This window comes from Microbacterium sp. M, from assembly GCF_045181065.1.
Taxonomy (GTDB): Bacteria; Actinomycetota; Actinomycetes; order Actinomycetales; family Microbacteriaceae; genus Microbacterium.
Map to the genome: position 1 here is coordinate 3494855 of NZ_CP173721.1, position 12398 is coordinate 3507252.

General features: G+C 68.8%; 10 protein-coding genes. 4 read left to right on the plus strand and 6 right to left on the minus strand.

Features of this window, described 5'->3' with window-relative positions:
• Positions 1–1698, minus strand: coding sequence for a hypothetical protein (locus tag ACI7YT_RS16975; RefSeq protein WP_406247176.1), 1698 nt, complete (start codon positions 1696–1698; stop codon positions 1–3).
• 158 nt (positions 1699–1856) lie between these two features.
• Between ACI7YT_RS16975 and ACI7YT_RS16980 the strand changes: the two genes are divergently transcribed.
• Together ACI7YT_RS16980 and purD are read left to right on the plus strand one after the other, a co-directional pair.
• Complete coding sequence (locus ACI7YT_RS16980; protein ID WP_406247178.1) at positions 1857–2537, plus strand: NUDIX hydrolase; 681 nt, start codon at positions 1857–1859, stop codon at positions 2535–2537.
• A gap of 34 nt (positions 2538–2571) precedes the next feature.
• Positions 2572–3849, plus strand: a complete 1278-nt coding sequence (gene purD, locus ACI7YT_RS16985) for a phosphoribosylamine--glycine ligase (protein WP_406247179.1) — start codon at positions 2572–2574, stop codon at positions 3847–3849.
• Between the two features lie 38 nt (positions 3850–3887).
• On the opposite strand, the gene ACI7YT_RS16990 is transcribed toward purD, so the two are convergent.
• The 3 genes from ACI7YT_RS16990 to ACI7YT_RS17000 form a co-directional block, all read right to left on the minus strand.
• The gene (locus ACI7YT_RS16990; protein ID WP_406250609.1) at positions 3888–5066 is read right to left on the minus strand and encodes an ROK family transcriptional regulator; all 1179 of its coding nucleotides are present in this window, start codon (positions 5064–5066) and stop codon (positions 3888–3890) included.
• Positions 5067–5163: 97 nt separating this feature from the next.
• Positions 5164–6222 carry an ABC transporter permease gene (locus tag ACI7YT_RS16995; RefSeq protein WP_406247181.1) on the minus strand — a complete coding sequence of 353 codons (1059 nt, stop codon included), beginning with the start codon at positions 6220–6222 and terminating at the stop codon, positions 5164–5166.
• Positions 6219–7703: a sugar ABC transporter ATP-binding protein gene (locus tag ACI7YT_RS17000; protein ID WP_406250611.1), complete on the minus strand. Its 1485-nt coding sequence runs from the start codon at positions 7701–7703 to the stop codon at positions 6219–6221. Before ACI7YT_RS17000 ends, ACI7YT_RS16995 begins: the two co-directional genes overlap by 4 nt.
• Before the next feature lie 317 nt (positions 7704–8020).
• On the opposite strand from ACI7YT_RS17000, the gene ACI7YT_RS17005 reads away from it, so the two are divergent.
• Positions 8021–9064 carry a substrate-binding domain-containing protein gene (locus ACI7YT_RS17005; RefSeq protein WP_406250613.1) on the plus strand — a complete coding sequence of 348 codons (1044 nt, stop codon included), beginning with the start codon at positions 8021–8023 and terminating at the stop codon, positions 9062–9064.
• Between the two features lie 60 nt (positions 9065–9124).
• Positions 9125–10288 (plus strand): Gfo/Idh/MocA family protein, encoded by a 1164-nt coding sequence (locus ACI7YT_RS17010; RefSeq protein ID WP_406247183.1) that lies wholly within the window; start codon positions 9125–9127, stop codon positions 10286–10288.
• A gap of 42 nt (positions 10289–10330) precedes the next feature.
• On the opposite strand, the gene ACI7YT_RS17015 is transcribed toward ACI7YT_RS17010, so the two are convergent.
• Together ACI7YT_RS17015 and ACI7YT_RS17020 are read right to left on the minus strand one after the other, a co-directional pair.
• Positions 10331–10861, minus strand: coding sequence for a GNAT family N-acetyltransferase (locus tag ACI7YT_RS17015; RefSeq protein WP_406247185.1), 531 nt, complete (start codon positions 10859–10861; stop codon positions 10331–10333).
• Positions 10862–10907: 46 nt separating this feature from the next.
• Complete coding sequence (locus ACI7YT_RS17020; protein WP_406250615.1) at positions 10908–12329, minus strand: DHA2 family efflux MFS transporter permease subunit; 1422 nt, start codon at positions 12327–12329, stop codon at positions 10908–10910.
• Positions 12330–12398 lie beyond the last annotated feature (69 nt).

A 12398-nucleotide genomic window follows, 5' to 3' on the forward strand; every position in this document is an offset into this window, starting at 1 on the left:
CTATGACGCGGGGTCGCGCACGAGTCGGACGAAGCGCACGACCAGATCGTCCGCGCCGTCGTCGAGCGCGATGCGCAACCGGGTCGCGCTTCCCGACACCGCGCCGTCGGGAAGCGCGACGGTGGCCGTGCGCCATTCGCCGCTGCCGGTGCGTTCGACCTCGGCGGACATCCCGGCATCCGTCTCGACGGCGAACGAACCGGAGCCCGTATCGAGGAATGTCACCTTCAGCACGGTGTCACCGGTCGTGGATGCCGCGAATCGAGGGTCCGACTCCAGCACGAACCCGGTGTCGCCGGCGGCGACGTCGGTCGTCAGCCCCTCATGGGCCGTGCCGTTCTCGGCCTCGACGTCTTCTGTGTGCACGTCGACGTCGGTGCGGTGCGCGATCGAGCCCGGCTCATCGACCTGGACGAGCCAGCGTTCGAGGTTGCGCACCCAGGGCTGGGCGTCCCATTCGCGAGGGAACTCCTCGTCCACCCAGAAGGTGTCTTCGGCATCGCGGAACGCCGCCCATGCGTCCGCCGACGTCGCGGCGGTCTGACCGAGCGAGAGCCGCGTCCAGTCCCAGTGCTCCGGGTGCTCGGCGAGATACGAGTCCTCGGGGACGACGTACAGCCAGTTCACGCGCAGCTGCAGCGCTTTCAGGTTCGCCTGACGCACCGCGTAGTACGGCTCGCTCGTCGCGTACCCGCAGGCGTCGAAGCATTCGTTCTCGGTCGCGACGATCCGGTCGCCCGCGTGGATCGGCAGCGTCTCGTCGATGACCAGATGTCCGTCGGGCTGCACGGCCGAGCCGAACGCCGGCGCCTCGCTCAGGTGGAAGTTCGACACCTCTGTGATGCCGTTGCGGATGCCGAGGCCGTCGGCGACAGCATCCGCGGCGAGCAGGTCGTCGGCCGCGCCGAACGGTCCCCACGGGTAGTCCTCCCCCGTGAAGACGAGCTTGTCGGCGTTCTCTCCGAACAGGTCGACGAGGTCGGTCCAGGCGTGGTCGTACCAGTCGAGATAGGACTTCTCGTCGAGGTCGCCGGCTGCCACGGCATCCGACACGATGTCGTAGTCGAACTCTGCCCAGTCGAAGGCTCCGGGCACGTACACGAAGCGCAGCCGCGGGTTCTCGGCGAGGCCCAGGTCGACGAAAACGGAACGATAGGTGTCGAGAAGGTGCCCCCACACGCACTCGTCCCAGATCGGGAGATGCTCCTGTCCGTCGTCGTCCGGCCCGTAGGTCGAGACGCCGCAGTCCTCGGCGACCCAGTCCGGGGCCCACGTCTCGCCACTGGCGAACAGACGCATCCAGAAGTCCCCCGGCTCGGCGAGCTGGTCGCCCAGCGGTGCGAGATCCATGCCCTGTGCTTCGCCGGTCGCGGTGCGGTCGACGGGCCCGCCCTCGATCGGCTGCAGCTGCGCCCAGGTCGCATCGACCGCGTGCACGAGGACCAGGTCGCCCTCGCTGGTCTCCTCGGAGAAGAACCCGGAGTTCGGCGCGGGGCGGGCGGATGCCGGCAGCGTCCAGTCGTCGCCGTCGACGATCGTGACGCCGGATCCACCGGCGTCCACGAAGTCCGCACGCGGTCCGGCGTCGGCGCGCGTGTCGAGCGGAGCGCCGGTCGGCAGCGGGGCGGCGGAGGGTGCGCATCCGGTGAGCAGCCCCAGCGCGACTGCGAGTGCGACTGCGCGCGCCGATCTCGTCATGCGAGAAGCCTATGGTTCGCTCCCCCTCTGCACCCCCGGAGATCTTCCATTGTGCGGTGATGCGTACGCGGGCAGGGTCGGTCTCGCCCCGCAGAGCAGGTCTCGCGGAGAGGGATGCGTCTGGCCCGCGTGCCGGAGCCGCGTCGTAGGCTCGGAGCATGACCGATCCGCGGCATCCGGAGGGCGCACGCGCCGAGCTGCTGGCGGCGACCGCATCCCACGGCTGGGGCGGTCCGTTCCCGCGGCTCGCCGACCCGGACGCCGCTCGCGAAGCAGCGGTGCTGATCCTGTTCGGCGTACTCGACAGCATCCCGTCTCAGGCGCCGGACGCCGTGGTCGCACGAGACCTCGACGTCCTGCTGCAGCGGCGGGCGTCGACGCTCTCGTCGCATCCCGGTCAGGTGTCCTTCCCCGGCGGCGGGCGCGAGGACGGCGATGCGGATGCCGCGGCGACCGCCCTGCGCGAGGCCGAGGAGGAGACGGGCCTGGACCCCACAGGAGTCGAGGTGCTCGCGACACTGCCCGAGATCCCGTTGGCGGCGAGCAATCACCGGGTCACGCCGGTGCTCGGCTGGTGGCGCCGGCCGAGCAGCGTCGCGGCCGTCGACCACGCCGAGACGGTCGAGGTCTTCCGGGTGCCCGTGGCACAGCTGCTGGATCCGGCGACGCGGTTCACATCGGTGATCGAACGCGGCTCGATTCGTTTCAGCGGACCGGCCTTCGACGTGGACGGCACCATCGTGTGGGGCTTCACGGCGATGGTGCTGGACGGACTCTTCGAGGCGTGCGGCTGGAACGTCCCGTGGGATCGCGGCGACGAGCGGCCCGTCACGGTCTGAACCGGCGGCGGACGAGTCTCGGTAGGCTGGAAGCGTGAAGATCCTCGTCCTCGGTTCCGGTGCCCGTGAGCACGCGATCATCCTCGCCCTCCGGGCGGAGACCGCGGAGCATGAGATCTTCGCCGCGCCGGGCAACGCCGGCATCGCGCAGGATGCGAGCCTCGTGTCGCTGGACCCGCTCGACGGCGCCGCCGTCACGTCGTTCGCGAACACGAACGCGATCGACCTCGTCGTCATCGGCCCCGAAGCCCCGCTGGTCGCCGGCGTCGCGGACGTGCTGCGCGAACGCGGCATCCCGGTGTTCGGTCCTGGCAAGGCGGCCGCCCAGCTGGAGGGCTCCAAGGCGTTCTCGAAGCGCATCATGGATGCCGCCGGCGTCCCCACCGGTCGGGCCGTGCGCGCCGCCACGGTCGCCGAGGTCGAGGCAGTCCTCGACGAGTTCGGTGCGCCGCACGTCGTGAAGGCCGACGGCCTGGCCGCCGGCAAGGGCGTCATCGTGACCTCCGACCGCGCCGAAGCACTCGCCCACGCCTCGCACTACCTGCCCGAGGGCCCCGTGCTCGTGGAGGAGTTCCTCTCCGGCCCCGAGGTCTCGCTCTTCTTCCTCAGCGACGGCGACACCGTGCGCGCGCTCAGCCCCGCACAGGACTTCAAGCGCGCCTATGACGGCGACGAGGGGCCCAACACCGGCGGCATGGGCGCCTACTCTCCCCTGCCCTGGCTGGCCGATCAGTTCGGCAGTGAGGCGGAGTTCGTCTCGCTCGTCACCGACCAGATCGCTCTGCCCGTGATCCGACAGCTGGATGCCGAGGGCACTCCGTTCATCGGGCTGCTGTACGCGGGACTCATCCTCACGGAGTCCGGCGTGCGCGTCATCGAGTTCAACGCCCGCTTCGGCGACCCCGAGACGCAGGTCGTACTCCCGCGTCTGGTGACGCCGCTGTCCGAGCTGCTGTTCGCCGCGGCATCCGGAACCCTCGAAGACCAGCCGCAGCCGGAATTCTCCGACGACGTCGCCATCACCGTCGTGCTCGCGAGCGAGGGGTACCCCGAGTCGCCGCAGACCGGTCGGCCGATCGAGGGTCTCGCCGACGCGGCAGCCGTCGACGGCATCCACATCGCGCACGCGGCGACGGCAGGACCCGACGCACCGGGCGGCGACCTGCTGGCCACGGGTGGTCGTGTGCTGAGCGTCGTGGCGACGGCATCCGATTTCGCGGCGGCACGGGCGCAGGCCTACGACGCGATCGGGCGGATCACGCTCGAGGGCTCGCACTTCCGCACTGACATCGCGGCACGCGTCGCGGAGTAGCCGCGCGGGATCCGTCCCGCGGGGTTCTGCGACGGGGGTCAGTCCGTCAGGTTGAAGCTCTGGGGCAGGATCTCGGGACTCAGCGCGTGCTCGACGGCCAGCAGGCTCGCGCCGCGCACGGCGGCCTCACCTGCGGTCACCGATTGCACGATCGCGAGATGCTCCGTCGCGAGCGGCATCGAATGCCGATAGACGACCTCGCGGACCCCCGCGATCAGGTGCTCGCCGACGCGCGCCATCGCACCCCCGATGGTGATGACGGACGGATTGAGCAGGCTCACGGATGCGGTGAGCACCTCGCCGAGATCTCGACCGGCCTGGCGCACCGCCTGGATGGCTTCGAGGTTGCCCGCCTTGACGAGTTCGACGACATCGTCGCCGTCGGCCGCCGCGACGCCGCGCTGGCTGAGCGAGCGCGCGATCGCCGGTCCGGATGCCAGAGCCTCGAGGCATCCGGTGTTCCCGCAGTGGCACGGCACATCCGCTCCCCGCGCGACGCGCACATGACCGAAGTCGCCGGCGATGCCCTGCGCTCCTCGGAGCAGCCGTCCGTCGGAGATGATTCCCGCACCGATACCCGTCGCCACCTTCACGAAGATCATGTGGTCGATGGTCGGCCAGGCCGCCGCGCGCTCCCCGAGTGCCGAGACGTTCACGTCGTTGTCGACCAGCACCGGCACCTGCAGGTGCTGCTGCACCCACCCCGGCACGTCGAACCCGTCCCACCCCGGCATGATCGGAGGCTTCGCCGGTCGCCCCGTGGCGTGTTCGACGGGCCCCGGCACGCCGACGCCGACGGCGGCGACATGATCGTGGCCGAGTCCGGTCTCGGCGATCAGCTCGTTGGCGGTCTCGGCGAGCCACGACAGGACCGGCTCGGGTCCGAGCGAGACGGCGAGCCTGCCGGTGCGCTCGGCGAGGATCGTGCCGGCGAGATCCGTGACCGCGACCGTCGTGTGCGAGGCGCCGATGTCTGCCGCGATCACGACCTTCGCCTTCGGATTCAGCGCGAACTGCGAGGGCGGTCGGCCTCCGGTCGAGGCGGCGTCGGCCACCGGAGCGATCAGGCCCCTGCGCATGAGCTCGTCCACGCGCGCGGCGACCGTCGAACGGGCAAGACCTGAGCTCTTCGACAGTTCCGCCCGCGTCCGGGGCTCACCGTCACGCAGCAGCTGGAACAGCTCGCCGACTCCGGCGGTGTTGATGTTGCCTGCCATTCTCACCCTGCACTTCTCGTGAACGGCGCACCGCCATGACGGCACCGCATCCACGCCCTCGAGGCCGTCGTGTTCGGCGCTTCCGCGTCCATCGATCCTACGCGGGAGGCGCCACCTGACCCGCTGGCCGCGCGCGCTTGCGCGGGACCCGGCCGACGGCGAAACGCTGTTGCAGCAGCACGGCGACGACGATGATCACACCCTTGGCGACGGCCTGCGCGGACGAGGTGAGATTGTTCTGCACGAATACGTTCGACAGCGTCGCGAAGATCAGCACACCGAACACCGTGCCGGTGATCGTGCCTCGACCGCCGACGAGGAGCGTGCCGCCGACGACGACGGCGGCGATGGCATCCAGCTCGTAAAGGTTGCCGTGCGTGGACGTTCCGGCGGTGGTGCGGCCCATGAGCATGACCGCGGCGATGCCGGCGGTCGTGCCGACGAGCGCGTACAGCCACATCGTGTGCTGCTTCACTTTGATGCCGGCCAGGCGCGCAGCCTCGGGGTTGCCGCCGATCGCGACGGTGCGACGCCCGAACGTCGTGCGGTTGAGCAGGAACCAGCCGGCGACGGCGACCACGACGAAGATCCAGATGAGGATGTCGACACCGAGGATGTCGACGTTCATGGCCTTGAGGAAGTCCCGATCGCTCAGCACGAGCGTGCGGTTGTTCGCCAGGATCTCGGCGAGCCCTCGCGCGCCGACCATCATCGCGAGCGTCGCCATGAAGGCGGCCACCTTGCCGTACGCGATCACGACGCCGTTGATGAGTCCGGCACCCAATCCGACGAGCAGCGCGACGGCCACGGTGACGAGCCAATGCGTCGAGCTCGCGATGTCCTGGATGGCCTCGAGCGAGGCGACGACCGATGCCAGCGCCAGCACCGCCCCGACGGAGAGATCGATGCCGCCGGCGATGATGACGAAGGTCATGCCGATGCTGATCACGCCGGTGATCGACGCCTGCCGCAGGATCACGAGAGCGTTGTCGAAGTTGAGGAAGTTGTCGGAGGTCACCGCGCCGACGATGATGAGCACCAGCAGCGCCAGGACCAGGCCGAGGTTGCGTCCGAAGGACCCGGAGAGCAGCCTGCGCACCGGCGATACGGTTTCCTCCGGGGCCTGGCCCGGCGAGGTGGGGGTCTGCACGCTCACGCGGCGACTCCTTTCATGACGAGGTCGAGCACGCCGTGCTCGTCGATCTCCGATGCGGGAACTGTGCTGAGGACGCGGCCGTCGCCGATGACGAGGACCGAGTCCGAAAGGCCGAGGACTTCATCGATCTCGCTCGAGATGACGACGATGGCGTGGCCGGATGCTGCGAGTCGACGGATCAGCGCGTAGATCTCGGAACGCGCACCGATGTCGACACCACGGGTCGGCTCGTCGAGCAGCAGCACGGAGCTGCCGTGCACGAGCCAGCGCGCGAGCAGGATCTTCTGCTGGTTGCCGCCCGACAGCGTCGCAGCCGGGCGATCGGGATCTGCCGGCCGCAGCTCGAGGGCGCCGATCTGCTCCTTCGTGACACGGCGCTCGCTGCGCTCGTCCAGCCACGAGCCCTTGGCGAGGCGCGCGAACGAGGACAGCGTCACGTTCTTGAAGATCGGCTCTCCGAGGACGAGTCCCTGGGATTTGCGCTCCTCCGGACTGAGGCCGACTCCGGCGGCGACCGACGCGGCAACGGATCCACGCGGCAGGGCCTTCCCGGCGACTCTGACGGTTCCGCGCGATGCCCGGCGCGCGCCGTAGATCGTCTCGATGATCTCGCTGCGCCCTGAACCGACGAGGCCGGCGAGACCGATGATCTCGCCTGCGCGCACCGAGAACGACACGTCCTCGAACACCCCGGTCAGGCCGAGCCCCTCGACCTCGAGCAGCACGGGTGCGTCAGCGGCGATGGGCTCGGCCGGCGGGAAGACGTTCTCCACCGAGCGACCCGTCATGTACTTGATCAGCTCGGCGGTGGGCGTGTCCGCCACCGGCAGGTTGCTCGCCACGGTCGAACCGTCCTTGAGAACCGTGATGCGGTCGCCGATCTGGCGGATCTCTTCGAGGCGGTGGGTGATGTAGACCACGGCGATGCCCTGCGAGGTGACCTCTCGCACGACGGCGAACAGGTTCCGCACCTCTTCGGAGTCGAGGACCGCCGACGGTTCGTCCATGATGATGAGCTTCACATCGTGCGACAGGGCACGAGCCATGCTCACGATCTGCTTCTCGGCGGCGCTGAGCGTGCCGACCTCGGCGTACGGCGACATCGAGCCGTGACCGAGGCGCTGGAGCAGGGCTCGCGTCTGCTGGATGAGCTGGCGTCGGCGCGTGAATCCGAATCGGTCGAACTCGTGCCCGAGGAACACGTTCTCGGCGACCGTGAGGCCGTCGACGACGTCGAGCTCCTGATACATCGTCGCGATCCCCAGTGAGATGGCGGCCTGCGGATGTTCGATCTCGACCGGCTCCCCCATCCAGCGGATCTCACCGGCATCCGGTCGATGGACGCCTGCGAGCGTCTTGATCAGCGTCGACTTGCCGGCGCCGTTCTGCCCGAGCAGGCAGTGCACCTCTCCGGGTCGCACGTCGAGTTCGACGCCGCGCAGCGCACGCACGCCGACGAAGCTCTTCTCGACACCGCGCATCTCGAGTAATGCCGATGAATGGTCATCTTTGATCACGGGATGAACATAACACGGTCATATCGTGAACGCGAGAGGCGATGCAGGGCTTCGGAGGTCACGAAGGCGCTCCCCTCTCTCAAGCGGCACTTCCCTGGAATCCAGGGACAGAATCAACGCCGGACTCACTTTTGTCTCAAGATCAACAAAAGCTGTCCAGATAGTGACATGTTCTGCTAGCTTGGCCCTCAGCGCCGGTGCGCACCGATCCGGGCCTTCATCGCCCGCGCTCGCACCGCACGCATCTGCATCACATTTCAAGGAGGAAAGACATGCACGGCATGCGCAAACGCGGGCTTCGCCCGCTGATGGTCGGAGCGGCGGCCCTCTTCGCCGTCTCGCTGCTGGCCGGATGTACCAGCGACGGAACCGAGGGCGAAGAGGAACCAGCGGATCAGGGCACCACGAGCGAGGAGAACACGGCATCCGGCGACACGGTCGTCATCGGCTGGTCAGGGCCGGAGGCCGACCACGGCTGGCTCGGTGCGATCAACACGGGAGCCATCGATGCCGCCGAAGGCTACGACGACGTCGAGCTGCGTCAGGCAGAAGGCACCAACGACGCCAACCAGCAGATCGCCGCCGTCGAGCAGTTCATCAACGAGGGCGTGGACGCCATCGTGCTCCTGCCGACCGACGGCGCCGCCCTGACCCAGGTCGCGCAGAAGGCGATGGATGCCGGGATCCCCGTCATCAACGTCGACCGCGAGTTCTCGAGCACGTTCGCATCGCGTGTCACGATCCTCGGCGACAACTACGGCATGGGCGTCAGCGCCGGCACGTACATCTGCGAGCAGCTCGACGGTCAGAGCGACGCCATCGTCGCCGAGATCGCCGGCATCGACTCCCTGCCCCTGACGCAGGATCGTTCGCAGGGCTTCAAGGACGCTCTGGAGGAGTGCGGTCTGGAGGTCGGCCCGCGCGTCGCGGCGGACTTCACCGTCGCAGGCGGAGAGAGCGCGACGTCGCAGCTGCTGTCGGCGAACCCGAAGATCGACGCGATCTGGAACCATGACGACGACCAGGGCGTCGGCGTGATGGCAGCGATCGACGCAGCCGGACGCGACGAGTTCTTCATGGTGGGCGGCGCAGGCAGCGTCAACATGATGGAGCGCATCGAGGCCGACGACAGTGTCATCAAGGCGACCGTCATCTATCCGTCGACGCAGGCCGCCGACGGTATCGCCCTGGCGCGACTGGTCGCCCAGGGCAAGACGATGAGCGACCTGGTCACCCCGAGCGTCCCGTATCGGATCGTTCTCGATGCCCCCGTCGTGACCAAGGACAACGTCGACGAGTTCATCGATCTCGCGTTCGAGTCCTGATCACCGCCCGCGGGGCGAGCGCCTCGGCGCTCGCCCCGCACTGTCTCCCCGGGAGGAAAGATGTCCACCGAGCTGCGCGTGGCGATGATCGGCCACGGATTCATGGGAGCGGCGCACTCCGTCGGCTGGCGTCAGGCGCCGGCGGTCTTCGATCTCCCGCTGGCCCCGCGGATGGCGGTACTCGTCGGACGAGACGCCGACAAGACGGCCGCGTCAGCTCGCAAGTGGGGCTGGGACGAGACGTCCACGGACTGGCGGTCCGTCATCGAACGTTCCGACATCGACGTGGTCGACATCGTCACGCCGGGAGACTCGCATGCCGAGATCGCCATCGCCGCCCTCGCCGCGGGCAAGCACGTGCTGTGCGAGAAGCCGCTGGCCAATTCGGTCGACGAGGCGGTGGCGATGCGACAGGCCGCACAGGATGCCGCGGCGCACGGCATCCGGGCCATGGTGGGCTTCACCTATCGCCGCGTGCCGGCCGTCACCCTCATGCGCGACATGATCGCGGACGGACGCATCGGCACGGTGCGGCAGGTGCGCGCGAGCTACCGCCAGGACTGGCTCGCGGACCCGGGATCGCCGATGACCTGGCGACTCGACAAGGAACGCGCCGGCTCCGGCGCACTCGGCGACATCGGGGCGCACATCGTCGACATGGCGCAGTTCGTGACCGGGCAGTCGCTGACGCAGGTCTCCGCAGCGCTCGAGACGATCGTGGAGGAGCGCCCCCTGCTCGGTGAGTCGGTGGGACTCAGCGGCACGGCCGGCGACGAGCGGGGCAGGGTCACGGTCGACGACCTCGCCCTGTTCATCGGTCGACTCGAATCGGGGACGCTCGCGAGCTTCGAAGCGACCCGCTTCGCCACGGGGCGCAAGAACGCGCTCGACATCGAGATCTCCGGAGATGCCGGTGCGCTGCACTGGAACCTCGAGGATCTGAACGCGCTCGACTTCTACGACGCGACGCGTCCCCCGCTCGAGCAGGGCTTCACCCGGATCCTCGTGACCGAACCCGAGCATCCCTACCTCGAGGGCTGGTGGCCAGCCGGGCACATGCTCGGGTACGAGCACGGGTTCTCGCACCAGGCGAAGGATCTCATCGAGGCGATCGCCCATGCTCGCGACCCCCGGCCGACTTTCGCCGACGGACTGCACGTGCAACGGGTGCTGGATGCCGTCGAGCGCAGCGCCTCGAACAGCGCGGTGTGGACCGAGGTCTGACCGCGCTCGCGATCACCGGACGTCGCCGGCGTCGAGGGGTGGTCAGAGCTCGATCCAGTAGCGGCGCAGGCGCGGGTGTCCGGCATCCGCCGCGTCGATGACGTCTTCCAGCTCGCCGCCGGCTCCCTCGATCGTGCGGTAGGAGGCGGGGTTGTCGTCGTCGCAGGTGAGCAGGACGCGCTCGAAGCCGTCGGCGCGCGCGATGGCCAGCACCTGACGCAGGGCCGCCTTGACGATGCCCTCGCGGCGGCGCGATGGGATCACCGCGTAGCCGATGTGACCGCCGAACCGGCGCAGCCAGTCGTTGAGCTCGCGGCGGAAGGCGATGAATCCGACGACCTGATCGGCCTCGACGATCCAGAAGAAGTCGCACGGCACGTGACCGTCCGGAAGCTCGGCCTCAGGGTCGGCGTACCGGCGGGCCTTCTCGACGAACGCCTCGCAGGCCGCTCGATCGGGGACGAAGCCCTTGTCGTATCCGCCGCCGTCGATGTGGCCGCCGTCGAACTCGGCGACCGCGGCCGCCCAGGATTCGAAGAGGTCGGTCGTGGGGCGGGCGAGTTCGATCGTCATCGCTTCAGCACACCAGATGCGTCGTTCCGGCGCAAATGAGGGATGCTCAGGCCGCCGCGACCCTCGACCGGCCGCGGAGGAACATCACCGCCACCACGCCGAGCAGGATGAACGCCGCAGGCAGCAGCATGGTCTGCGCCATCGCGACCGCGAACGGCTCTGCCACGGCATCCGGCAGCGCCGCACCACCGAATCCGCCCGGCGCCTCGGCCGCACCGGGAAGGTTCGCCTCGATCCTGCTCTGCATGAAGGCGGCGATCGCCGCTGATCCGAGCACGGAGCCGATCGTGCGCATGGTGTTGTAGATGCCCGCTCCTGCACCCGCCTGGCGCGGAGGCAGGTTTCGGGTCGCGGTGGTGGCGAGCGGACCCCACATCCCGGCGTTGCCGACGCCGAGGATCGCCGAGGGGATGAGCATCCACAGCACGTCGGTTTCGGTGTCCATCATCATCGCGAACAGGAACAGCGAGACCGACACGAGCAGCAGACCGGGCACGAGCATGAGACGCGGATCGATGCGATCGAGCAGCTTGCCCGCGAACGGCGACAGGAACCCGGCCATGAGCGCCATCGGGATCATCAGCAGCGCGGACTCGGTCGGGGTGAGGCCTCGGGCGAGCTGCAGGAAGAACATCAGCGGCAACGACTGCGCGGTCACCGTGAATCCGACCGTGACGATCGTGATGTTCGCCCACGAGAAGTTGCGGTCGCGGAACAGGCCCAGCGGCACGAGCGGCTCGTTCTTGGTGCGCGCCTGGTACCAGATGAACAGTGCGAGGACGACGACGCCGGTGACGATCAGCCCCCAGACCGAGATCAGACCCCAGATCGTGCCCCAGTCGTATGCCTCGCCCTCCTGCAGGCCGAAGACGATGAGGAACAGGGCGATCGCACTGAGGAACACGCCGGGGATGTCGAAGCGGTGCGGATGCGTCTCGAGCCTTGGCACGTAGATGCACGCCAGCACGAACCCGGCGATCCCGACCGGGATGTTGATGAAGAAGATGGACTCCCAGCCGAAGCCGTCGACGAGGAATCCACCGGCCAGCGGACCCACGAGCATCGCGACCCCTGAGGCGCCGCCCCACAGTCCCATCGCCGCACCGCGACGGTCCGGCGGGAAGGTGCGGGTGATCACGGCCATGGTCTGCGGCGTCATGAACGCCGCGCCGAGGCCCTGCACGGCGCGGGCCGCGATCAGTCCTTCGAGCGTCGTCGACAGGCCGCACCACAGGGATGCCGCCGTGAACACCGCCAGCCCGATGAGGTAGATGTTCTTGGGCCCGAACCGGTCGCCGAGGCGGCCGGTGATGAGCAGGGGCACGGCGTACGCGAGCAGGTAGGCGCTGGTGACCCACACGACGCGGTCGAGGTTGTTCGTCTCGGGGTCCAGCGCCGCCTTGATCGCGGGATTCGCCACCGAGACGATCGTGGTGTCGACCAGGAGCATGAAGAAGCCGATGACCATCGCCCACAGCGCGGGCCACGGGCTGCGGGGCTTGTGGCCGATCGCGTAGGTGCCGGTCGTCGGAGTCGC